This is a genomic window from Archangium violaceum (assembly GCF_016887565.1).
Lineage (GTDB): Bacteria > Myxococcota > Myxococcia > Myxococcales > Myxococcaceae > Archangium > Archangium violaceum_B.
Genome location: NZ_CP069396.1, coordinates 4,739,248 through 4,761,751 on the forward strand (window position 1 = coordinate 4,739,248; position 22,504 = coordinate 4,761,751).

18 protein-coding genes (1 of these 18 cut by a window edge) are annotated in these 22,504 nt (G+C 69.8%); 2 read left to right on the forward strand and 16 right to left on the reverse strand.

The genetic code is table 11. The features are described from left to right. Window positions 1-6,775: the 3' portion of an amino acid adenylation domain-containing protein gene (locus JRI60_RS19380; RefSeq protein WP_204227344.1), read on the forward strand. It extends 5,078 nt beyond the left edge of the window; 6,775 of the gene's 11,853 nt are visible here — the last part of the coding sequence; its start codon lies beyond the left edge, outside the window; the stop codon is at window positions 6,773-6,775. 51 nt (window positions 6,776-6,826) lie between these two features. On the opposite strand, the gene JRI60_RS19385 is transcribed toward JRI60_RS19380, so the two are convergent. The 16 genes from JRI60_RS19385 to JRI60_RS19460 form a co-directional block, all read right to left on the reverse strand. Then, window positions 6,827-7,858: a nucleotidyltransferase domain-containing protein gene (locus tag JRI60_RS19385; protein ID WP_204227345.1), complete on the reverse strand. Its 1,032-nt coding sequence runs from the start codon at window positions 7,856-7,858 to the stop codon at window positions 6,827-6,829. Window positions 7,859-7,888: 30 nt separating this feature from the next. Then, a complete protein-coding gene (locus JRI60_RS19390) occupies window positions 7,889-8,443 on the reverse strand; it encodes a hypothetical protein (RefSeq protein ID WP_204227346.1) in 555 nt (184 codons plus the stop codon). Further along, window positions 8,440-9,456 carry a M28 family metallopeptidase gene (locus JRI60_RS19395; protein ID WP_204227347.1) on the reverse strand — a complete coding sequence of 339 codons (1,017 nt, stop codon included), beginning with the start codon at window positions 9,454-9,456 and terminating at the stop codon, window positions 8,440-8,442. The genes JRI60_RS19390 and JRI60_RS19395 overlap by 4 nt, the downstream gene beginning before the upstream one ends. Then, entirely contained in the window at window positions 9,453-10,025 is a 573-nt protein-coding gene (locus tag JRI60_RS19400; RefSeq protein WP_204227348.1) for a hypothetical protein, read from the reverse strand. The genes JRI60_RS19395 and JRI60_RS19400 overlap by 4 nt, the downstream gene beginning before the upstream one ends. 64 nt (window positions 10,026-10,089) lie before the next feature. Then, on the reverse strand, window positions 10,090-11,367 hold the full coding sequence (locus tag JRI60_RS19405; protein WP_204229007.1) for a hemolysin family protein: 1,278 nt from the start codon (window positions 11,365-11,367) through the stop codon (window positions 10,090-10,092). A 96-nt stretch (window positions 11,368-11,463) separates the two neighbouring features. Further along, a complete protein-coding gene (locus JRI60_RS19410) occupies window positions 11,464-11,844 on the reverse strand; it encodes a response regulator (protein WP_204227349.1) in 381 nt (126 codons plus the stop codon). 94 nt (window positions 11,845-11,938) lie between these two features. Continuing rightward, the gene (locus tag JRI60_RS19415) at window positions 11,939-12,772 is read right to left on the reverse strand and encodes a metallophosphoesterase family protein (protein WP_204227350.1); all 834 of its coding nucleotides are present in this window, start codon (window positions 12,770-12,772) and stop codon (window positions 11,939-11,941) included. 89 nt (window positions 12,773-12,861) lie between these two features. Next, a complete protein-coding gene (locus JRI60_RS19420) occupies window positions 12,862-14,085 on the reverse strand; it encodes a glycosyltransferase (RefSeq protein WP_204227351.1) in 1,224 nt (407 codons plus the stop codon). A gap of 142 nt (window positions 14,086-14,227) precedes the next feature. After that, complete coding sequence (phoU, locus tag JRI60_RS19425) at window positions 14,228-14,920, reverse strand: phosphate signaling complex protein PhoU (protein ID WP_204227352.1); 693 nt, start codon at window positions 14,918-14,920, stop codon at window positions 14,228-14,230. 17 nt (window positions 14,921-14,937) lie between these two features. Next, window positions 14,938-15,681: a phosphate ABC transporter ATP-binding protein PstB gene (gene pstB / locus JRI60_RS19430; RefSeq protein WP_204229008.1), complete on the reverse strand. Its 744-nt coding sequence runs from the start codon at window positions 15,679-15,681 to the stop codon at window positions 14,938-14,940. Window positions 15,682-15,726: 45 nt separating this feature from the next. After that, window positions 15,727-16,638: a phosphate ABC transporter permease PstA gene (gene pstA / locus JRI60_RS19435; RefSeq protein ID WP_204227353.1), complete on the reverse strand. Its 912-nt coding sequence runs from the start codon at window positions 16,636-16,638 to the stop codon at window positions 15,727-15,729. Next, window positions 16,635-17,633 (reverse strand): phosphate ABC transporter permease subunit PstC, encoded by a 999-nt coding sequence (gene pstC, locus JRI60_RS19440; protein WP_204227354.1) that lies wholly within the window; start codon window positions 17,631-17,633, stop codon window positions 16,635-16,637. Before pstC ends, pstA begins: the two co-directional genes overlap by 4 nt. 70 nt (window positions 17,634-17,703) lie before the next feature. After that, the gene (locus JRI60_RS19445; RefSeq protein ID WP_204227355.1) at window positions 17,704-18,525 is read right to left on the reverse strand and encodes a phosphate ABC transporter substrate-binding protein; all 822 of its coding nucleotides are present in this window, start codon (window positions 18,523-18,525) and stop codon (window positions 17,704-17,706) included. 43 nt (window positions 18,526-18,568) lie between these two features. Beyond that, entirely contained in the window at window positions 18,569-19,807 is a 1,239-nt protein-coding gene (locus JRI60_RS19450) for a porin (protein ID WP_204227356.1), read from the reverse strand. Window positions 19,808-19,921: 114 nt separating this feature from the next. Continuing rightward, on the reverse strand, window positions 19,922-20,611 hold the full coding sequence (locus JRI60_RS19455) for a response regulator (protein ID WP_204227357.1): 690 nt from the start codon (window positions 20,609-20,611) through the stop codon (window positions 19,922-19,924). A 69-nt stretch (window positions 20,612-20,680) separates the two neighbouring features. Next, window positions 20,681-21,187: a SixA phosphatase family protein gene (locus JRI60_RS19460; protein WP_204227358.1), complete on the reverse strand. Its 507-nt coding sequence runs from the start codon at window positions 21,185-21,187 to the stop codon at window positions 20,681-20,683. 170 nt (window positions 21,188-21,357) lie between these two features. Between JRI60_RS19460 and JRI60_RS19465 the strand changes: the two genes are divergently transcribed. Then, a complete protein-coding gene (locus tag JRI60_RS19465) occupies window positions 21,358-22,500 on the forward strand; it encodes a hypothetical protein (RefSeq protein ID WP_204227359.1) in 1,143 nt (380 codons plus the stop codon). Window positions 22,501-22,504 lie beyond the last annotated feature (4 nt).

Sequence of the window (22,504 nt, forward strand, 5' to 3'; positions counted from 1 at the left end):
CCGGCTGGTGTGGAGCCACAGCCACGTGGTGCTGGATGGGTGGAGCCTGGGCGTGGTGCTCAAGGATCTGTTCGAGCAGTACGAGGGCTACCGGCGTGGGCTGGAGGTGGAGACAGGCCGTGCGCCGCAGTTCAGTCGGTACGTGGAGTGGCTGGGCAGGCAGAAGGTGGAGGAGGTGGAGGGCTGGTGGAAGCAGGAGCTGAAGGGCTTCCGGGAGCCGACGCCGCTGCCAGCGGGAAGGGGGAAGGTGGAGAAGGCGGGTGAGGTGGTGGAGGTAGTGGAGGAGAAGGAGTGGCTGACGAAGGAGGAGACGGAGCGGCTGCAGGGCTTCGTGCGCAAGCACCAGCTGACGCTCAACACGCTGGCGCAGGCAGCGTGGGCGCTGGTGCTGGGCAAGTACGCGGGACAGAGGGATGTGGTGTTCGGGGCGACGGCGTCTGGAAGGCCGGCGGAGCTGGAAGGGGTAGGGGAGATGGTGGGCCTGTTCATCAACTCGCTGCCGGTGAGGGTGAAGCTGGAGGAAAGGCAACCGGTAGTGGAGTGGCTCAGGAAGCTGCAGGAGGGCCAGGCGGAGCTGAGGCAGAGGGAGTTCAGTCCGCTGGTGCAGGTGCAGAGCTGGAGCGAGGTGCCTCGGGGAGCGGCGCTGTTCGAGAGCCTGCTGGTCTTCGAGAACTACCCGCTGGATGCGGCGGCGAAGCAGTACGCGCGAGGGCTGGAGGTGGAGGCGGAGGTGGTGGAGCGCACCAACTACCCGCTGACGGTGGCGGTGGTGCCCGGGGAGAGAGTGCTGCTGAGGGTGTCGTACGAGGCGGCGAGGATGGAGGAAGGCGGCGCCAGGAGGGTGCTGGAGCACTGGAAGGCGGCGCTGGAAGGACTGGTGGATGGGGCGGAGGGAACGCTGGGCGCGGTGTCGCTGCTCAAGGGTGAAGAGAAGAGGAAGGTGTTGGAGGAGTGGAACGCCACGGCTGTGGAGTGGCCTCGGGAGAAGTGCATCCACGAGCTGGTGACGGAGCAGGCCAGGGCGCGACCGGAAGCGGTGGCGGTGTCCTATGAGGGCCAGAAGCTCACGTACCGGGAGCTGGAGGAGAGGGCGAACAAGCTGGGCAACCACCTGAGGGGGCTGGGAGTAGGGCCCGAGGTGAGGGTGGCGCTGAGCGTGGAGCGCTCGCTGGAGCTGGTGGTGGGGATGCTGGGCATCCTGAAGGCGGGAGGGGTGTACGTGCCGCTGGAGCCGAGCTACCCGGCGGAGCGGCTGGCGTACATGATGAGGGACGCCGGAGTGTCGGTGGTGCTCACGCAGGAGCACATCGCGGACGAGCTGCCGGCGCAGGGAGAGCTGCTGCTGTGCCTGGACACGGAGTGGGCGCAGGTGGAGGCACAGCCGGCGCAGGCACCCGAGTCAGGGGTGAGAGCGGAGAACCTGGCGTACATCATCTACACGTCGGGGAGCACGGGACGGCCCAAGGGAGTGATGTTGGGACACCGGGGCCTGTGCAACACGGCGAGGGAAGCGGGCAAGGCGCACGGGTACGGGCCGGAGAGCAGGGTGCTGCAGTACGCGAGCATGAGCTTCGACGCGTCGGTGTGCGAGGTGTTCGGAGCGCTGGTGGCCGGAGCGAGCCTGGTGCTGGCGCCCAAGGAGAAGCTGCTGCCGGGTGAAGCGCTGGGAGGGTTGCTGAGGCAGGAGGGAATCACGGCGGTGACGCTGACGCCCTCGGTGCTGGCGCAGCAGGAGGAGGAGGGGCTGGAGGGGCTGGGGACAATCATCTCGGCGGGAGAGGCGTGCACGCCGGAGCTGGTGAGGAGGTGGGGCAAGGGAAGGAAGCTGCTGAACGCGTACGGACCGACGGAGGTGACGGTGTGCGCGACCATCACGTCGGGGAGCGTGGAGGAGAGGGTGACGGTGGGAAGGGCGTGGGGGAACGTGAGGGTGTACGTGCTGGACGAGGCGCAGAGACCGGTGCCGGTGGGAGTGGCGGGAGAGCTGTACGTGGGAGGAGAGGGACTGGCGCGGGGGTACGTGGGGAGGGCGGAGCTGACGGCGGAGCGGTTCGTGCCGGACGGGGTGAGCGGGAGGGCGGGAGAGAGGCTGTACCGGACGGGCGACAAGGTGAGGTGGGCGGAGAACGGGGAGTTGGAGTACCTCGGACGGTTGGACGAGCAGGTGAAGGTGCGCGGAATGCGCGTGGAGTTGGGGGAGGTGGAGGCGGTGCTGGTGGAGCACCCGGCGGTGAGGGAAGCCGCGGTGGCGCAGAAGGAGGACGCGGCGGGGAACAAGAGGCTGGTGGGGTACGTGGTGCCCAGGGCGGGGGAGCAGGTGGAAGTGGGGCCGTTGCGCGCCTGGCTCGAGGAGCGGTTGCCGGAGCACCAGGTGCCTTCGGCATGGGTGATGCTGGAGGCGCTGCCGCTGAGCACCTCGGGCAAGGTGGACAAGAAGGCCCTGCCCGCTCCCGATGGCTCGCGGTCCGGTGGGCCGGAGCTGGTGCTTCCCCGGACTCCCATGGAGGAGGTGGTGGCCGGAATCTTCTCGCGGCTGCTGGGCATCAAGCAGGTGGGCGTGAGAGACAGCTTCTTCGAGCTGGGCGGACACTCGCTGCTGGCCACCCAGGCCATCTCGCTCATCCGCAACTCGCTCGGGGTGGAGCTCGCCCTGCGCGAGCTCTTCGATGCGCCCAACGTGGCCGCCCTGGCCGAGCGGATCGAGGTGGCCAACCGCGCGGGACGGGGCCTGCACGTGCCTCCTCTGAAGCCCGCATCGCGCGAGGCCTCCCTGCCCCTGTCCTTCGCCCAGCAGCGGCTGTGGTTCCTCGATCAGCTCGAGCCCAACACCGCCCTCTACAACATCCCCTCCGCCCTCCGGCTGAAGGGGGAGCTCGATGTGGCCGCGCTCGAGCGGTGCTTCGAGGAGTGCATCCGCCGTCACGAGTCCCTGCGCACCGTCTTCCAGTCCGGTGAGCAGGGTCCGGTGCAGCTCATCCTTCCCACGGCGGGCAGCCCCCTGTCCGTGGTGGACCTGTCGGCGCTGCCCGAGCCCCAGCGTGAGCAGGAGGCGCGGCGGCTGGCCGATGAGGAGTCCCGGCGTCCCTTCTCCCTGTCGCGAGGCCCCCTGCTGCGCTCCACGCTCCTGCGTCTGGCCGAGCGCGAGCACGTCCTGCTGCTGACGATGCACCACATCATCTCGGACGGCTGGTCCGTGGGCATCCTCATCCGCGAGGTGGCCGCGCTCTACGAGGCCTTCCGCTCGGGCCGGCCCTCGCCGCTCCCGGAGCTGCCCGTGCAGTACGCGGACTACGCGGTGTGGCAGCGCGGCTGGCTCCAGGGCGAGGCGCTGGAGGCGCAGCTCGCGTACTGGCGCCAGCATCTCGCGGATGCTCCCGCCGTGCTGGAGCTGCCCACCGACCGTCCCCGGCCCGCCACGCGCAGCTACCGCGGGGCCTCGTGCGTCACCTCCATTCCCAAGCCGCTGGCCGACTCCCTCAAGGACTTCAGCCAGCGCGAGGGCGTCACCCTCTTCATGACGTTGCTCGCCGGCTTCCAGGTGCTGCTGTCCCGCTACAGCGGGCAGAAGGACATCGTCGTGGGCACCGACGTGGCCAACCGCAACTACGCGGAGACGGAGGGCCTGCTCGGCTTCTTCATCAACCAGCTCGTCATGCGCACGCGCCTGGAGGGCAACCCCTCCTTCCGCGAGGTGCTGGCGCAGGTGCGCGAGTCCGCCCTGGGTGCCTACGCGCACCAGGATCTGCCCTTCGAGGAGCTGGTGCGCGCTCTCAACCCGGAGCGCAGCCTGGCGCACGCCCCCCTCTTCCAGGTGAAGCTCATCCTGCAGAACACCCCCGTCTCGGAGCTGGTCCTGCCCGGGCTCGAGCTCAGCTCCAGCGTGAACCTCGAGCAGGGCTCGGCCAAGCTGGACCTGACGGTCTCCATGGGCGAGACGCCCGAGGGGCTCTCGTGCGTGTGGATGTACAGCACGGACCTCTTCGACGCCTCCACCATCGAGGGGCTGGCGGGCCACTTCCAGCGCCTGCTGGAGGGCCTCGTCTCGGACGCGGGGCAGCGCGTGTCCGCCCTGCCGATGCTGTCCGCGCCCGAGCGCCACAGGCTGCTCGTGGAGTGGAACGACTCGGCCGCTCCGTTCCCCGGAGACACGTGCTTCCACCAGCTCTTCGAGGAGCAGGTGGTCCGCACCCCGGACGCCATGGCCGTCCACTGTGAGCCGGCCGGGCTCTCGTACGCCGAGCTCAACCGCCGCGCCAACCAGCTCGCGCACCACCTGCGCACGTTCGGCGTGGGGCCGGAGACGCGCGTGGGCCTCTTCCTCGAGCGCTCGGTGGAGGCCGTGGTGGGCCTGCTGGGCATCCTCAAGGCCGGCGGCGCCTACGTGGCGCTCGATCCCGCCCAGGCGCACCTCTCCGAGCGCATGGCCTTCATGCTCCGCAACGCTGGAGTGGGCATCATCGTCACCCAGGAGGATCTCGCCGACGAGCTGCCTTCCCAGGGCGCGCTCCTCGTGTGCCTCGACGCCGATGAGCCCCTCCTCTCCGTGCAGCCCGAGAGCAACCCCGACAGCGGCGTGACGTCCGGCAACATCGCCTACGTCATCTACACGTCCGGCAGCACCGGCCAGCCCAAGGGCGTGGCCATCGAGCACCGGCACCTCTCCTGCTACGTGGCCAGCGTCTCGCGGCGGCTGGAGCTGCCGCCCCAGGCGAGCTTCGCCTCGGTGTCCACGCTCGCGGCGGACCTGGGCCACACCGCCATCTTCCCCACGCTGTGCGCGGGCGGCACGCTGCACCTGGTGCCTCGCGACACCGCGGCGGATGCGGCCGCCCTCGCCGCCTACGGCGAGCGCCACGCGGTGGACTGCCTGAAGATCGTCCCCACCCACCTGGCCGCCCTGCTGTCCTCTCCCGGTGCCGAGCGGCTCCTGCCGCGCAAGCGCCTGGTGCTGGGCGGCGACATCTCGGACTGGTCCCTGGTGGAGAAGGTGCACGCGCTCGCGCCCGAGTGCGCCGTCTTCAATCACTACGGTCCCACCGAGACCACGGTGGGCGTGCTGGCCCACCCCGTGGAGCGCGGCGTCCGCGTGCCCGGCTCCGCGTCCGTGCCGCTGGGCCGGCCGCTCGGCAACGTGCGGCTCTACGTGCTGGATGCCCAGGGGGAGCTCGTTCCCCAGGGTGTTCCGGGCGAGCTCTTCGTGGGCGGCGCCAGCGTGGGCCGGGGCTACCTCGGCCGGCCGGACCTCACCGCCGAGCGCTTCGTGCCGGATCCCTTCGGCCAGGAGCCCGGCGCGCGCCTGTACCGCACGGGTGACAAGGTGCGCTGGTTGTCCGAGGGCCGCATCGAGTTCCTGGGCCGTGTGGACCACCAGTTGAAGATCCGCGGCTACCGCGTGGAGCTCGGCGAGGTGGAGGCCTCGCTGGCCACGTACCCCGCGGTGGAGGACTGCGTGGTGGTGGCTCGCGAGGATGTGCCCGGGGACAAGCGGCTGGTGGCCTACGCCGTCGCCCGCTCCGGAATGACGGTCGAGCCCGAGGCGATGCGCGCCTACCTCAAGGAGAAGCTGCCGGAGTACATGGTGCCCTCGGCCTTCGTCCCGCTGGAGGCCCTGCCGCTCACGCCCAATGGCAAGGTGGATCGCAAGTCGCTGCCGGCCCCGGAGCGCGGCCGCTCCGAGGAGGACGCCTTCATCGCGCCCCGGACTGACACGGAGCAGTTGCTGGCCTCCATCTGGATGGAGCTGCTCCGGCTGGAGCGGGTGGGGGTGAAGGACGACTTCTTCGAGCTGGGTGGCCACTCACTGCTGGCCACGCAGGTCGTCTCGCGCATCCACGTCACCTTCGAGGTGGAGCTGGCCGTCATCGACCTCTTCGAGGCGCCCACGCTCGGAGCCCTGGCCGCGCGGATCGACTCGAGGACGCCCTCGCGCTCGGTGCTGGTGCCGCTGCGCCGTGGGGGCTCGCGGCGTCCCTTCTTCTGCGTCCACCCGGTGAGCGGCGGCGTGCTCTGCTACCTGGAGCTGGCGCGGCGGCTGCACCCGGAGCAGCCCTTCTACGGGCTACAGGCGCCGCCGCCCGAGGGCCTGGACGCCGCCACGTCCATCCAGGCGCTGGCGGCCCGGTACGTGGAGGCCATCCGCACCGTGCAGCCGGAGGGCCCCTATCTGCTGGGAGGCTGGTCCATGGGCGGCCGCGTCGCCTTCGAGATGGCCCGTTTGCTCCAGCAGCGGGGACAGCAGGTGGCGCTGCTGGCCATCATCGATGCCCGGGGCAGGGACGAGCAGGTGCCTCCCTCGGGAGAGGAGGCCACCACGCAGGGCCTCTTCGCCTTCGCGGACCACCTCACGCGGCTCGCCGGCAGCCACCCGCTCGCCGCGGAGCTGGCGGCCCAGCTGGACCTGGACACGCTGCGCGCCGTGCTGGAGGAGCGCTCCGAGCCGCCAGCCGGGCTTCCCCAGGACGGACTGGCCGAGCTGCGCGCCCTGTGGCGCGTCTTCTCGAGCAACCTCCGCGCCTCGTGGGCGTACGTGCCGGGGTCCTACGCGGGCGCCCTCAAGCTCCTGCGTGCCAGTGACGCACCGGGGAACGCGGCGCCGGAGCCCGAGCTCGGCTGGGGTCCGTTGGCGGAGGGTGGCGTGTCGGTGAGCGTCCTGCCCGGCGATCACTTCAGCGTGATCGCCCCGCCCGGGGTGGAGCACCTCGCCACGCGGCTCCAGGAGTTGCTGGAGGAGGCGCGAGCCGGGGACGGCGCGGGAACGCAGCAGCGGGTGGGCTGAGTGCCCCGAGGTGCCCCCGGTCTCCGGGGGCACCCCAGCGGGGCGGGTGGCTCAGGCGGCGGAGCTGGCCGCCTTGCCGTACTTCTCGATGCGCGCGAGCGACTCGCGGGCCGCGTCGCGCAGCGGCTCCTCCTCGTTCTCGAGCTGCTTCAACGCGGCACGCACCTCCTCGCCGGGGTAGAGGATCTCCCCCAGCCGCGTGGCGGCCCGGATGCGATCCGGCAGGGCGCCGCCGCGCAGCTCGGCCAGCAGGTAGTCCCGGTACAGCCCCAGGAAGTGGTTCTCCAGCTCCACCATCCGGGCGCACAGCTCGCGCACGTGCGCGCGATCCGCGGGCTCGGTGGGCAGCAGGTAGCCCCACCGCGTCCGGCTCTCGTAGATGGCCTCGAAGAGCGGCGTCCACTCGTCGTGCAGGTGCTCGCGGTGGGCCTTGATCGTCGAGCTCTTCGAGATGGTGTACTCGCCCTTCTGGAGCGCCAACAGGGCCGTGGCCATGCGGCACGCCATCGTCACCAGCTCCTTGATGCTCGGCTGGAGGCTGCCGTCCGGCATCCGCATGTGCCGGTAGTCGTAGCCGTAGAAGTCCCCGCTCGGATCCGGGAAGCCCAGCGGGTAGCGCAGCGGCTCCTCGTCCGCCCTGGGCCGGCTGCGCTCGATGTACATGAAGGGCTGGTGCATGCTGGTGCGGATCCACTTCTCCATCGGCATCTGGGGAATCCGCTCCCGGATGTCCTCGCCCATCAGGAACAGGGAGGAGTGCTTGAGGTTCACCTCTCCGTCCGCGAGCAGCCGCGCCTCCTCCTTGATCGAGACATCCAGCGGCACCCGGCTCACCGGCTGGCAGAAGTGCAGGAACTGCTGGAAGCGCTCCCGCTCACCCTCCTGCAGCCGATCCTTGAAGACGATGCACACATCCACGTCGCTGGCGCCCACCGCCTCGTTCGTGGCCTGGGTGCCCAGCAGGTAGTACGCGCGCACGCGGCCCGGGAAGGTCATCTGGAACAGGCCGATGAACCCGTAGAGCGCCGCGTCGATCTCCATGTTCCCGGTCGTGTCGACCAGGGAGACGTCTTCCATCATCATGTCGTTGGTTCCTCGGGATGTGTCTGTGACTCAGAAGGAGGTGCCCACTTCCAGCAGACCGAGCTGGAGTGCGAGGCCGGTTCCGGGCAGGTCCGTGCCGACGCCCACGCCCAGCTCGAGCGCGGACACGTGCAGGCCGCCGGAGGAGAAGCGCAGCGGTGCCACGCTCACTCCGAGCGAGACCGCGGGACTCTTCACGGGGGTGGGGTGCTGGGGTGTCAGGAAGGTGAGCCCGTCCCCCGCCAGCGCGGAGAGGGAGAGGAGCACGGCCGGCGTGTACGTGCCGCGCCGTTGCACGCCCGCTCCCAGCCGGAGCGCCGCCGTGTTGCCGATGCCCAGCAGGTAGTGGAGCTCGGCCTGGACGAAGAAGCGCTCCTGGAAGGTGGCGCGCAGCCCCAGGCCGCCGCCCACGCCGCCCGTCGTCCTCGCGTCCGAGAGGTACACCAGCGCCGCGGACTGGCTGTAGAGGGTGAGCCGGGGCGAGCGCGTGGGGGCCTGTTCCGGTTCGGGAGCGGATTGGGCGCGGGCGCTCGTGACGGTGAGGAGGAGGCCGAGGCACCCGGCGGCGGCATGCAGGGACTTCATCGCGGACCTCCCGCCCAGTACGCGAGCGCGGCGGCGGACAGCCGTACCACCTTCTGGAAGCCGGTGGGATCCACCGTGTCCACCGTGTCCGTCTCCTGGTGGTAGTGGGGGTTGCGGAAGTTGGCGGTGTCGGTGAGGAAGAGCGCCTCGTGGCCGGTGAGCCAGAAGGGCGTGTGATCGCTGCGCATCAGGTTGCCGGCCGCGGGGGAGGTCCCATCGCGGGGCGCGAGGATGGGGAGGAGGGGCAGGAGGTTCAGCTCCTGGTTGAGCGCGTACAGCTCGGAGGCCCTGCGGCTGGAGACGTCGTTGCCGATGACGGCGAGGAAGTCACCGGCCGCGGGGGTGGGCAGGCCTGGCAGCGACTGCTGGGTGCCCGGCCGCGAGTCGAAGTAGCCGATGCAGTCGAAGACCACGGCGGCGACGACGCGCTCGGGGCCGGACTGGGAGGTGACGTAGCGGGTGCTGCCGATGAGGCCCAGCTCCTCCAGGTCGAAGCCCACGAAGCGCAGGGTGCGCGGGTAGCGGTGCTGCGAGAGGACGCGGGCGAGCTCCAGCACCGCGGCCACGCCGGTGGTGTTGTCATCCGCGCCCGCGTAGAAGGCGTCGAAGTGGGCGCCCACCAGGACCACTTCCTCGGGGTGGGTGGTGCCGGGGAGGTCGGCGATGATGTTGGAGGTGGGAAACGCGCTGCTGGAGGACTCGTTGCGCTGGACGCGCAGTCCGAGCGCCTCCAACCGGGTCTGCATCAGCTTTCCCGCGTTCTCCCGGGTGAGGTGGCAGTAGGGCGGATACCTCTCTCCGTCCAGCTCCGAGCAGTCCAGCGGAGTCTCGTGGCGATGCGCGTCCACCAGCTCGCGCAGGGTGTCCATCAGCAGCTCCCCATCCACCTGGGCGGAGAGGGACGTCAGCTGCTCCAGCTGGGGATTCTGGAGGACCGGTTCGGAGGCGCAGCCGCAGAGGGCGAGCAGCACGAGCCCGGCCAGCCGGGCGGGACCCTGGAAGGGGCCATTCATAGGGAGGCTCCGATCCGCAGCAGGCCGAGTTGCACGCGGGCCACCGCGCCGAAGGAAGGCGCGGTGGTGCCCACCTGGAGCTCCAGGGCGCTCACCAGGAACCGGCCGAAGTGGAAGCGCAGCGGGGCCGCGTCGAGGGCCACGTACAGGGGACTGATGCGGGTGTCCTCGAGGTTGGGGAGATCCTGGGTGGGAAAGCCCCTGTTCGAGTAGTCGAGCCGGGCGAAGCCGCTCAGGCCGATCTCCGGGCCCATCGACGCCTCCCAGATGCCGAAGCGCGCGGTGAGCTGCGCCTGGAGGAAGCCCTCGAGGGGGAAGAAGGTGGCGTTGGCGGGCAGGCCGCTGCGCACACCGACTCCGAGCCGCAGGGCGTTCCAGGGGCCCTCGGACGCGGCGCGTCGGTGATAGGCGGCCTCGAGCATCAGGAAGGGCGCGGAGGGCCGCAGGAAGGAGTTGTACGTGAGCGCGGACGTCCCCAGGGACACTTCCTGGGTGGCTGGATGGGCCTGCGCGGACGCAACCGGCGGGAGCAGGCTCGCCAGGAGGAGGGGGAGGATGTGGAGTTTCATGAGGGAGCGGCGGGCGGGGGGCGCCCGTCGGAATCCCGGAGTCTAGCCGGAATGCCGGCGGTCTTCAGCCCTCGGACGCTTCCGCGGGGGGAAGGTGGATGCGCACCGAGCGCACCCGGCGCTGGCTCGCGTCGAGCACCTCCAGCACCGTCCCGTCCTCCAGGGTCAGCTTCGTGCCCTTCTCGGGGATCGTCCCCGCCTTCACCGTGCACAGGCCTCCTACCGTCGACCAGCCCTGGCCCTCTTCCAGCTCCAGTCCCAGCTCCCGGTTCACGTCCCGGATGGCCGCCGTGCCCTGCACCACCGCCGTGGTGGGGCTCTCGCGCCGGACGAGCTCCTCGGGCGTCTCGAGCTCGCTGGCGATCTCCCCCACCAGCTCCTCGACCAGGTCCTCCACCGTCACCAGCCCCGCCACGCCTCCCCGCTCATCCACCACGATGCCCAGCTGCATCCGCCGCCGCTGCAGCTCCTTCAGCGCGTCGATGGCCCGCATCGACTCGAAGGCGAACCAGGGCGGCCGCATCACGTCCTCCAGGACGATCAGCTGGCCCTCCCAGGCGACTCCCAGCAGATCCTTCGCGATGACGTAGCCCACGACGTTGTCGAGTGAGCCCTCGTACACCGGCATCCGCGAGTGTCCGTGCTCCAGGAGCACCTGTTTGATCTCCTCCGCGCTCGAATGCCGGCGCAGCGCCACCATGCGGCTGCGCGGCACCATCACCGCCGACAGGGGGATGTTCCCCATCTCGAAGGCCCGGGAGGCGATCTCCCCCGCCTTCGGATCCAACGAGCCCGCCTTCGCCGCCTCCTCCACCAGCTGCATCAGCTCGTCCGGTGACAGGCGCGACTCGGTGAAGGTGGTCCGGTCCCCGAAGAAGCGCAGCAGCAGGTTGGAGCTGGCCGTGAGGAACCAGACCAGCGGCCGCATCAGCCAGGCCAGCCCCTTGAGTGGGCGGGCGATGAACAGCGCATAGCCCTCGGAGAAGCGCAGGGCCAGGGACTTGGGCACCAGCTCGCCCAGCACCAGCGAGAGGTAGGACACCAGCCCCACCACCAGCGCGAAGGCCAGCTGCTCCGCGAGCGCCTCCTCCAGCCCCAACCGGGTGAGGGGCCCGACGAGACGCTGGGCGATGGAGGCTCCACCGAAGGCCGCCGCGGAGGCTCCCACCACCGTGATGCCGATCTGCACCGTGGCCAGGAAGCGCTCGGGGTCGTCCCGCAGGGCCTGTACCGCCCCGGCCGCGCGGCTGCCCTCGTCGAGCAGCTCCCGCAGCCGCGTCTTGCGCACCGACAGCAGGGCGAGCTCCGCCCCGGAGAAGACGCCGTTGGCCAGGATCAGCAACAGGATGATGACGAGCTCGGTCGCGATGGCCGCATACCCTCCAGTCACCGTCTATAGCAGCAGGAGCCGCTTACGGAGCCGGAAACCTACCTCGCCTCACGCGTCCAGTGACTGGAGCAGGAGCGAGAGCTGGTCCCGGCTGGCTCCCTTGGGCAGGTAGTAGTGCGGCCCGGAGCGGAGCGCGCCGCCCACCTCCTGCGCCGCGGCGGCCGTCAGGAACACCACCCGGGGTGGGTTGCCGTTGCGGGGCATCCGCTCCACCACCTCGAAGCCATTCATCCCGGGCATGTTCAGGTCCAGGAGCATCACGCCGTAGCGCTGCCGTGACAACGAGTCCAGTGCCTCCTGGCCGTTGGCGGCCTCGATGGCCTCGTAGCCGAGATCCTCGAGGCATAGCCGGAGGAACTCCCTCCAGTCGGCGTCATCGTCGACGACCAGAACCTTGCGTGTGTCGTCCGCGGTTGCCCTTCGCCCCAAGTGGCCTCCTTGTACGTGGGGACAACTCCTCAGCGGGAATGTGCCATCCACCTGGGAAGCAAGGCCGCCTGGAGGGCAGGGGAGGGGCCTTGGATCAGACGAGCGACATGGTCAGCTGGCTGGCCAGGTATTGCAGGGCGGGCATGACGTTGGGGGCGGAGCGCTTGCGAGCGGGGGGAAGCGCCATCCCCTGCCACGCGGGCTCACCGACCAGGCGGCCGGCCGCATGCTGGAAGAGGCGGAAGCGGCCGAGCTCGATGGAGCTGCCCGAGTTGTAGATGCGCAGGCCGCGGCCCTGGAAGCGGCCCAGATCGAACTCGCGCGGCACGTGGCGGTGGCCGTGGAGGATGAGATCGCACCGGCCCTGGGCCCGGCGGACGAGCTCGGCGCCCAGCGCCAGCTCGGAGGCGTGCGGCCAGCCCATGCGGGTGGCGAGGCGCTCCGGGAAGCTCTCCTCCGGCAGCGGCAGCACGTGGTGGTGCAGCAGCACCGCGGTGAGCGCGCCCGTCGGCGCGGCGCACAGGGCCGCGTCCACCTCGTCCAGCACCGCCGGGGTCAGCTCGCCGTGACAGGCGAAGTAGTTGCGGTTGTGCGGGCCCGTGGAGTCCACGCACACCAGGTAGAGGCCCTCGTGCCGCTCCACCCGCACCTTCCGGCCGTTCATCCACTGGCCGCCGGCGTCCTCGCCCGTGCGGTCGTGGTTGCCGGGGATGAAGGAGAGCCGGCCGGCGTCGATCAGCGGCGCGAAGAGCTCGCGGAAGCGCCGGTACTCGCTCCGGCTGCCCTGGTGGGTCAGGTCTCCCGTCACCACCACGTGGTCCACGCGCTCGGCGAGGAGGGTCTCCACGAGCGCGCTGGCCGTCGCGTCGCTCTCGCGGGTGAGGTCCAGATGCAGGTCCGACAGATGTGCCAACTTGCGGATGAGCATGTGCCTCTAGAGATACCCACCCGCTGAAACACGGCCATGTCCCCCGGGTGAACCTTTCGGGTGGGGCCGGTGACTTCGCGGTGAACCCGTCAGCCGGCGAGCAGCTCCTCGGCGCGCTCGGGCTCGGGCGTGGCCAGGGGCCCCTGCACGGCGGGCGTGGGTGGCACCAGCTTCGAGCCGGGCAGCACGCGCAGCTTGTTGCCGCGCCAGTCCACCGAGCGCGCGAAGAGTCCGTTGGTCCAGGCCACGAAGAGCAGCAGGTCCTTGAGCAGCACCGCGGGCACCACCTTCCACGAGGTGGTCTGTTCGGGGCGCGACAGGTGGAAGATGGTCACGTCGTGGACCAGCTTGGCCAGCAGCGCCGCGCCCACCACGCCCAGGGCCCGCTCCGACGGCGACAGCAGCGCGCCGAGCAGCGCCCAGGGCAGCGGATTGAGCAGCGACTGCGCCAGGTACACCGGCGTGGGGATGCAGGTGTGGTGGATGATGCTCCAGCGCACGTAGCGCTTGAGGAAGGCCGTCACGCTCTTCTCCCGCGACACGTTGTAGACGGGCGAGCGCGCCACCACGGCCCGCTTGCCCAGCCGCCGCGTCACCCACCGGCCGATGACGAAGTCCTCCGCCAGCACGTTGCGCACCGAGTAGAAGCCTCCCAGGGACTCCACGTCCTCGCGGCGCAGCGCCATGGACTTGCCCACCACGATGTCCTGATCCACGGCCTGCTTGGCGGCGATCTGTCCCGCGCCCGTCGTGGTGCTCTGGTACAGGTTGTCCATCAGCGAGCCCAGCGTCCGCTCGCCCACGCCGCTCACCGGGTGCGAGATGCAACCCACCTCCGGGTCCTCGAAGGTGCGGGAGATCTCCTCCAGGTAGTCCGGCCCCACGCGCGTGTTGGAGTCGCTGATGACGAGGATGTCGTAGCGGGCCGCGCCCGCCAGGGTGATGAGCTGGTTGACCTTGGGGTTGAGGCCGGGCTCGCCGTGCTGCAGCTCCAGCCTCATGACGTGCGGCCAGCGCGCCACCGCCGCCCGCGCCACCGCGTAGGCGGGATCCCTCGTGTCCTTCACCCCGAGGATGACCTCGTAGGCCGGATAATCGAGCGCGGCGAAGCAGGCCAGGTTGGCCTCCAGGTCATCGTCCACGCCACACAGGGGCTTGAGGATGGAGATGCCCTTGGGCTGGCCACTGGACGCCGGGGAGCCGGCTCGGGGGCGGGTCTGGCGGTAGCGCAGCACACAGAGGAGCTGGGCTCCCAGGGCGACGATTCCGACGACGGCGGCGGCGAGCAGGGCCAGGCTGAGCGCGTGGAGCATGGGGGGCGGGCTTTCTCCTGAGCAGGGGCGCGTTCATCGCGCGTCCTACCCGGGACGTTAGGAAAGCCCGGCGACTGCCCCGCGACGGTCCCGCGTCACCCGGGAGAACTCTTGGTGACGGGACCGTGAACCCCTTGCCCGCTCAGGACGTGGTCGTCAGGTTGCGGCTGCGCGGGTGGCGGATGTCCGTGCCGCGCACCATGTAGATGACCATCTCCGCCACGTTGGTGGCGTGGTCACCGATGCGCTCGAGGTGCTTGGCGATGAACATCAGCGCCGTGGCACGGCGGATGTTCCTCGAGTCCTCCATCATGTAGCCGAGCAGCTCGTTGAAGATCTTCAGGTAGAGGACGTCCAGGTGGTCGTCCTCCTTGCGCACCTCTTCGGCCTTGACCGGGTCCGAGGACACGAAGGCATCCAACGCCTTCTTCACCTGCTGCTGGGCCAGCTCGGCCAGCCGCGGCGTGTCCACGTAGGCCTTGAGCGGTGGCGCCTCGTTCAGATCCTTGGCCCGCTCGGCGATGTTCACCGCCAGGTCGCCGATGCGCTCCAGGTCGGTGACGATCTTCAGCGCGGTGGTGATGAGGCGCAGATCGCTCGCGGCCGGCTGGCGCAGCGCGAGGATGCGGCGGCACGTCTCGTCCACCTCCACCTCCAGGCGGTTGACCTCCTTGTCCGCCTGGATGACCTTCTCGGCGAGCGCGGAGTCCCGCTCGGTGAGCGCGCGCACGCTGTCGGCGATGTGCGCCTCCACCTTGGCGCCCATGCCCAGCAGCTTCTCGCGCAGATCCCTCAGGTCCGCTTCGAACGCCTTGTCCGTATGCGTCGATGGCATGTCCGCTTCCCTCGCTCCTACCCGAACTTCCCGGTGACGTAGTCCTCGGTGCGCTTCTCACGAGGGTTGGTGAAGATCTGCTCGGTGGGACCGCATTCCACCAGCTCGCCCATGTAGAAGAAGGCCGTGCGATCGCTCACCCGCGCCGCCTGCTGCATGCTGTGCGTGACGATGGCGATGGTGTAGCGCTCCTTCAGCTCGTGGATGAGCTCCTCGATCTTCGCCGTGGCGATGGGATCCAACGCGCTGGCGGGCTCGTCCATGAGCAGCACCTCGGGCTCGATGGCCAGGGCGCGCGCGATGCACAGACGCTGCTGCTGGCCGCCGGACAGGCTCAGGGCGCTGTCGTTGAGCCGGTCCTTCACCTCGTCCCAGAGGGCCGCTCCCTTGAGCGACTTCTCCACGCGCGCGGCGATCTCCGCCTTGTCCTTCATCCCGCCCACGCGCAGGCCGTAGGCCACGTTCTCGAAGATCGTCTTCGGGAAGGGGTTGGACTTCTGGAAGACCATGCCCACGCGGCGGCGCAGATCCACCACGTCCACGTTGCGGTCATGGATGCTCGTGCCGTCCAGCAGCACGGTGCCCTCGTGGCTGGCGCCCGGGATGAGATCGTTCATCCGGTTGAGCGAGCGCAGGAAGGTGGACTTGCCGCAGCCGGACGGGCCGATGAGCGCCGTCACCTGGTGCTCGGGGAGGGTGAGGCTCACCGCCTTCACCGCCACCTTGGGGCCGTAGCGGAGGGTGAGCGCGCGCGCCTCCATCTTGACGCGCGAGGGAGCAGCGGGAGAGAGGGGCATGGCTCGGTGTCAGTGGGACGCGGAGGCGCGCCGGCGGGTGCGGGCGCGGATGAGCACCGCGACGAGGTTGAGGGCGAAGGTGAGCGCGAGCAGCACCAGCACCGTGGCGTACAACAAGGGTTGGGTGGCCTCCACATCCGGGGACTGCGTGGCCAGCACGTAGGTGTGGTAGCCCAGGTGCATGAACTGGGAGTTGAACTTGTTGGGCAGGTCGGGGAGGAAGTAGGCGGCGCCGGTGAAGAGGATGGGCGCCACCTCGCCCGCGCCGCGGGACACCGCCAGCACGGCGCCGGTGAGGATGCCCGGCAGCGCGCCCGGCAGCACCACCCGCGCCAGCGTCTGGGACCGGGTGGCCCCCAGCGCCAGGCTCGCCGTGCGGTGGTCCATCGGCACCGCGCGCAGCGCCTCCTCGGTGGAGACGATGACCACCGGCAGCGTCAGTACCGCCAGGGTGAGCGAGGCCCAGAGGATGCCCGGCTGGCCCCAGTGCAACTCCTGGTAGCCCAGCAGCCGGTCCATGCTCCCGCCCACGAAGTGGATGAAGAAGCCGAGGCCGAACAACCCGAAGACGATGGACGGCACGCCGGCCAGGTTGACCACCGCCAGCCGCACGGCTCGCGCCAGGAGCGAGCTGGGGGGCGCGTACTCGTGCAGGTACACCGCCGTGAGCACACCCACCGGCATCACCGCGAGCGTCATCAGCAGGGTGAGCGCCGCGGTGCCGTAGAGGGCGGGGAAGATGCCGCCGCCCATCATGCCGTCGGAGGGCGGCTCGCTGAGGAACCGCCAGTTGACGTGCCCGAGGCCGCCCCGCGCCACGTCGAAGAGGATGATGGCCAGGATGGCCACGATGAGCAGCGCGGCGAAGCCGGTGAGGGACGTGAGCGCTCCGCCCACGGCCCGGCGCATGGTGTGCTTCACGCTCCCGCTCCCGACAGCCGCTTGAGGACGCGGCGTGTCCAGACGTTCGCCAACATGTTGAGGACGAAGGTGAAGATGAAGAGCTCGACTCCGATGAAGAACAGGAGCGAGTAGTGCGGGCTGCCCACCACCACCTCGCCCATCTCCGCGGCGATGGTGGCGGACATGGAGCGCACCGAGTCCGCGAAGTTCCACGACACGATGGCCGCGTTGCCCGAGGCCATCAGGACGATCATCGTCTCACCGATGGCGCGGCCGAAGCCCAGCACGCACGCGGCGAGGATGCCCGGGGCCGCCGCCGGCAGGACCACCTTCCAGGCCGTCTCCCAGGGCGTGGCGCCCAGCGCGAGCGACGCCTCGCGGTAGCTGCGCGGCACCGCGGTGAGCGCGTCCTCGGCCACGGTGAAGACGACGGGGACGATCGCCAGCGACAGGCCCAGCCCCGCGACGACCGCGTTGAGCCGGGAGGTGAGGCCGAAGGTGTCCTGGAGGAAGGTGGCCAGCACCATCAGGGCGAAGAAGCCCAGCACCACCGAGGGAATGCCCGCCAGCAGCTCGATGGTGGGCTTGAGGATCTCCCGCAGCCGCCGGGGCGCGAACTCGGCCGCGAACAGCGCGCCCGCCACGCCCACCGGCACCGCCACCACCATGGACACCAGCGTCGTCTTCAGCGTGCCGATGAAGAGCGGAATCATGCTCACCTTCGGTACCGAGGACACCGGCTGCCACACGAAGGTGGCCGGCTTGCCGGCGCGCACCACCTGCGGCAGGAACATCTTCCCCAGGCTGGCCTCCTCGCGGGCGTGGGCGTCCAGGAAGATCGCCAGCGCCTCCTTCGCGATGAAGACGAGGATGAGCACCAGCGCCGCGATCCCCGTGAAGGCCATGGCCGTGATGAAGCCAGCGATGACCTTCTCCCGGATCTGCCTCCGCCGGGCGACGGAGGAGAGCCGCGGCGCCACGGGTACCGTCTCCACGAGCCCCTCACTCTGCATGGCTGCTTGTCTATCCACGTTGTCCTCGGGGAGCGTGTGACAATCTCGTGACGCCTGGGGCCCTGGGGTACTACTTCACCGGGAAGTAGCCGACCTTGGTGACGAGCGCCTGGCCCTCGGGGGACAGGACGTAGTCGATGAAGGTCTTGGCATCCGCGGCCGGCTTGTTGCGCAGGTAGAAGTAGAGGTCGCGCGAGAGCGGGTACTTGCCGCTCTTGATGTTCTCCGCGCTGGGGGCGATGGCCTCGTTGCCCTTCTTGATCTTCAGCTCCTTGATGCCCTTGGCGTAGGCGGCGCCGCCGTAGCCGATGCCGTTCTTCTCCTTGGACACCGCGTTCACCACCGCGGCCGTGCCGGGCAGCGTCTGGGCGCTGGAGGTGTAGTCATCCCCGTTGAGCAGGTTGTCCTTCACGAACACGTAGGTGCCCGAGGAGTTCTCGCGCGAGTAGACGATGATGGGGGCGTCCGGGCCGCCCACTTCCTTCCAGTTGGTGATGTCGCCCAGGTAGATGCCCTTGAGCTGCTCCTGGGTGAGGGCGTCCAGCGGGTTGTTCTCGTTGACGTAGAAGGTGACGCCGTCCTTGGCCACGGAGATCTCCGTGCCGGTGGTGTTGAAGCGGGTGCGCAGCTTCTCGCCCTCCGCCTCCTTCATGGGGCGGCTGGACATGGCGATGTCCGTGGTGCCGTTGATGAGCGCCGACAGGCCGACGCCCGAGCCGCCACCCGTCACCTGCAGCTTGATGGTGGGGTTCTTCTTCATGAACTCCTCGGCCCAGCGCTGGCCGAGGATGACCATGGTGTCGGAGCCCTTGACGGTGATGGTACCCGCGCGAGCCGCGCCCGGGAGGGCGAGCAGCAGCACCGCGGCGATCGAGGCGATGAAGTTCTTCATGACGGATGTCTCCTTGCGATTCCGGGAAAGTGAGGGCTGCTGACTAGAAGCGGGCCTGCAACTGGGCGGTGAGCACGTTGTCGCGCGGGTCCTTCACGCCCGAGACGGTCGCCGTCATGGGGTGCTCGTAGGTGGCGGAGAGCTTCAGGTTCTCACCGAAGTAGTGGACGACGGTAGCGCCGATGGTGCCGACGGCGTTGGTGCCGGCCGGGCGATCCGAGCCCTCGGAGGCGGCGGCGGCCGGGACACCGCTGGCCGCGTCGAAGTAGTCGTAGCGCACGGCCACCGCGTCGTGCAGGCCGATGTTCTGCACCAGCAGCACGTACCAGCCGCTGGCCTGGCGGTCGAGCAGCTCGGCGCCATTGCTCACGTACGTCTTGCCCTTGATGTACTCACCCTTGAGGGCGGTGGCGCCGACGGGCAGGAAGTCCAGGTAGACCTGGAGGTCCGCGCCGACGCGGCTGCGCTCGTGGGCGTGCCGGTACGTCTCACCGGCACCCCTGCCCATCGTGTGGCCGTACCAGCCGGAGACGCCGCCGGAGATCCACTTCGCATCGAACCCGGCGCGGCCGACGAAGTCCTTCTCCTTGTCGTTGTCGACGCCGACGGAGCCCGGGTAGCTCATGCCGTTGCCGTCGAAGAGGCCGATGCCCAGGCGGAAGACGCCGAACTTGCCGGCGTACTTGACGCCGCGGTCGCGCTCGTCGGGGAGGAAGGCCCGGACGACGCGGGTGCGCTCGGGGAACTCGCGGTCGCTGGAGGACTGCACGGACTCGTAGCCGAACGGCCACTTCAGCTGGCCCAGCGTCACCGACATGTTCTGCTTCGTGCCGGGGATGAAGAGCGTGGCCTCCGCGTCGCGGACCGTCACGCCGGTGGGGACCGCGTCGATCTGCAGCATGTACTGCACGAGATCGCCGGTGTAGGTGGCCTTGATCCGGCCGCGGCGCACCAGGAAGCGGCTGTAGCCGCCGGTGCCGTCCTCGCGCGACTCCTCCCACTGGTAGCGGGCCTGCACGTAGCCGGAGAACTTCAGCTTCGTGAGCGGGGAGAGGATGCCCTTGATCTCGATCAGCTGCTCCTCGATGGAGGCGACCTTGCCCTCGGCGTTGGTCATCCGCTCGTCGGGGCTCGGCGAGGCGGGGGCGGCTTCCGAGGCGGGGGCGGCTTCCGAGGCGGGGGTGGCTTCCGAGGCGGGGGCGGTCTCGGGAGCGGGAGTGGCCTCCTGGGCCAGGGCGGCGCCAGAGGCGAAGGTCAACATCGCGGCAATCAGGTTGCGCATACGAGGAGGGGGCTCCGGGTGTCTTTTTCTGTCCGTTGTTGAAAGACGCGGACCATGTACGGGTCGTTCGTGGCCGTTTGAGGGACGCGGCGTGACAATTGGGTAACGACGGGCTCAGACCGTGTTCGGGTCGACGATGCGGTAGCCCACGCCGCGCACCGTCTCGAGGTAGGCACGCGCGGAGCCGAGCTTGTCGCGCAGGCGCATGACATGGGTGTCGATGGTGCGCGTCTCCAGGGAGCTGGACAGGCCCCAGACCTCCTCGAGCAGCTGCTCGCGGGACTGCACGCGGCCCACGCGGGCCATGAGGTGCTCCAACAGGCGGAACTCGAGCGCGGTGAGGATGACCTCCTTGCCCTCCACGTAGAAGCGGTGGGCGGAGATGTCGAGCGCGAGGGGGCCCAGCTTGAGGGGCGCGGAGTCGTCGCGCGCGGGGCCGCTGCGGCGCAGGATGGCCTTGAGGCGCAGGACGAGCTCGCGGACGCTGAAGGGCTTGGTGACGTAGTCGTCGGCGCCCACCTCGAAGCCGCGCACGCGGTCGGCCTCCTCTCCCTTGGCGGTGAGCATGACGATGAGGACGTCACGGGTGTTGGCGGCGGCACGCAGCTGGCGGCAGACCTCCACGCCGGAGATGTCCGGCAACATCAAATCCAGGAGGACCAGATCCATCCGCTGCTCGCGCGCGGCGGTGAGCGCTGCCTCGCCCGTGGGCGCGACGCGGGTGGAGAAGCCAGCGGCTCGGAGATTGAAATCGATGAGCTCGGCGAGATCGCGCTCGTCGTCGACGATGAGGACGTGGGGCATGGCGGCGCGCACTCTGGACACCGCCGTTTGCGTTCTGGTGACGCGTCTGCGACAAGTACGTGACATCACTCACGCGCGGTGAAGGTCCTCGGCGCGCTGGAGGTAGCGGCCCGGAGCCGCCAGCCACGCGAAGGAGAAGTGCTTGCCGCGTCCCTCGGGGTGGAGCGCGAGCGCGGCGCCCTTGCGCAGCTTGTCGGGCAGCTCGTCCATGTCCAGTGCGAGACAGCCGGCGCGGGCGAGCGAGGGGTTGTGGCCCACCAGCACCCAGCCGGCGCCCAGCTCGCGCGCGAGCCGGAGGATGCGCTTGGGGGCGCGGGCGCGCGGTCGCAGTGCCGGGTGCACCTCCACGCGGGACAGCCCGAAGGCCTCGGCGAGGATCTCCGCGGTCTGCACCGCGCGCACCAGGGGGCTGGTGACGATGCCCACCATGGGCGTGAGGCGGGCCAGCTTGCGCGCGTGGGTGCGGAAGGCGGCGCGGCCCTCGGCGGTGAGGGGGCGGGCCTCGTCACCCAGGGGGTGGGTGTCCTCGGCTACGGCGTGGCGCACGAGCAACAGGGGCATCTGGTGAGGAGACATGGCGGACCGTGTCCCTAGGCTCCGAGGGTCAGGCATTCAAGCAACGTTCCCGCGTCGTGCTTCCCACCCGACGCGAGTCACAAAGTGTCGGACCGGGCGTCTCCAGGGTGTGAGGCCGGGTGTCCCCTGGCCGTGAACCGTCGTGAATGACTCGAGGAGAGCCTGCCCCCATGTCCGCACTGACCCGATTCAATGAGACCCTCGATGGACGTGCCCGCTTCGAGCGGTACCTGACTTCCTGGGGTCGTCCCCAATACCGGGACGCGCTTGGCCTGCTGGGGGTGGACGCCGAGCTGAAGTCGGCCGTGCAATCGGCCAACGCCGAGCCCCAGGTGTCCGCCGCCTGGGAGGCCTTCGAGGATGAGAGCGAGAGCTCCAAGCTGTACGTGGCCCTGCGTGGTCCGGTCGAGAAGCTCTTCCGGATGGACCCGAGGCCGGCCAGCAACGGCGACATCGCCACCCGCCTGACGACCTTCGCCACCGAGGTCGCCTCCGCCCTCGCCAAGGTGCAGGGGGATGCCGGACAGCCGAACGGTCTGGTCATGGCCCTCAACGTCCCCATCCCCTCGGGGGCGGATTCGATCTACCCCGACCTCTCCCTGCTGGACGAGCAGCGCAAGGCCGTCGTGATGCTGATCAAGGCCATGGGCCGGCAGACGGGGACGAAGAGCTGGTCGGAGTGGTTCGGCGAGAAGTTCGCCGCCGTGAAGGACGGGTTCCCGGCGCTGGTGAACCTGGGCGCGACCACCGGGCTCGGCACCATCATCAACAAGTCCCTCGAGGCCGCGGCCGGACATGCCGTGGGACTGGTCGGGTACTCGGTCGTCGGCTTCAGTGGCTACGTCGTCACCTTCGGCTCCAACCTGCTCACCCCGTGGCAGGCCACCTACCAGTTCCCGAAGCTGATGAAGACCCAGTCCGTCCTCTACCGGCTGCGGGAGTACGGCGACAAGCGGCTGCAACTGCCCGCGAGCCACCGGGTGATGAAGGCCCTCCAGGCCTCGACCGACTCCATCGACTGGTCCGCCGTGCAGACCGCCTTCAAGGTGACTCCGTTCGGCCTGCTCGTCAGCGTCTACGGCGGCGTGAAGTGGTTGGCCCTGAAGGCCAAGCCCCAGGTCGGCGCCTACTACAACAACGCCAAGGATCTCATCGACGCCGCCGACACCATCCAGACCGGCGAGACGAAGGAGAACCGGCTGGCCATGCTGACCATCCTCCACCTGTGCGGTGGCCTGGAGAAGTTCGTCCAGGTGATGACGTGCCGCAGGGAGGATGCCTACAGCACCCTGTCCGGGATGATCGACGTCTGAGCGC

Bases quoted from the DNA above. Each gene is read 5' to 3' on its own strand.
- JRI60_RS19465 (WP_204227359.1), top strand. From the start codon at position 21,358: ATGTCCGCACTGACCCGATTCAATGAGACCCTCGATGGACGTGCCCGC.
- JRI60_RS19455 (WP_204227357.1), bottom strand. From the start codon at position 20,611: ATGCCCCACGTCCTCATCGTCGACGACGAGCGCGATCTCGCCGAGCTC.
- JRI60_RS19395 (WP_204227347.1), bottom strand. From the start codon at position 9,456: ATGAATGGCCCCTTCCAGGGTCCCGCCCGGCTGGCCGGGCTCGTGCTG.
- JRI60_RS19450 (WP_204227356.1), bottom strand. From the start codon at position 19,807: ATGCGCAACCTGATTGCCGCGATGTTGACCTTCGCCTCTGGCGCCGCC.
- JRI60_RS19415 (WP_204227350.1), bottom strand. From the start codon at position 12,772: ATGCTCATCCGCAAGTTGGCACATCTGTCGGACCTGCATCTGGACCTC.
- JRI60_RS19385 (WP_204227345.1), bottom strand. From the start codon at position 7,858: ATGATGATGGAAGACGTCTCCCTGGTCGACACGACCGGGAACATGGAG.
- JRI60_RS19420 (WP_204227351.1), bottom strand. From the start codon at position 14,085: ATGCTCCACGCGCTCAGCCTGGCCCTGCTCGCCGCCGCCGTCGTCGGA.
- JRI60_RS19445 (WP_204227355.1), bottom strand. From the start codon at position 18,525: ATGAAGAACTTCATCGCCTCGATCGCCGCGGTGCTGCTGCTCGCCCTC.
- pstC (WP_204227354.1), bottom strand. From the start codon at position 17,633: ATGCAGAGTGAGGGGCTCGTGGAGACGGTACCCGTGGCGCCGCGGCTC.
- phoU (WP_204227352.1), bottom strand. From the start codon at position 14,920: ATGCCATCGACGCATACGGACAAGGCGTTCGAAGCGGACCTGAGGGAT.
- pstB (WP_204229008.1), bottom strand. From the start codon at position 15,681: ATGGAGGCGCGCGCGCTCACCCTCCGCTACGGCCCCAAGGTGGCGGTG.
- JRI60_RS19390 (WP_204227346.1), bottom strand. From the start codon at position 8,443: ATGAAGTCCCTGCATGCCGCCGCCGGGTGCCTCGGCCTCCTCCTCACC.
- JRI60_RS19460 (WP_204227358.1), bottom strand. From the start codon at position 21,187: ATGTCTCCTCACCAGATGCCCCTGTTGCTCGTGCGCCACGCCGTAGCC.
- JRI60_RS19400 (WP_204227348.1), bottom strand. From the start codon at position 10,025: ATGAAACTCCACATCCTCCCCCTCCTCCTGGCGAGCCTGCTCCCGCCG.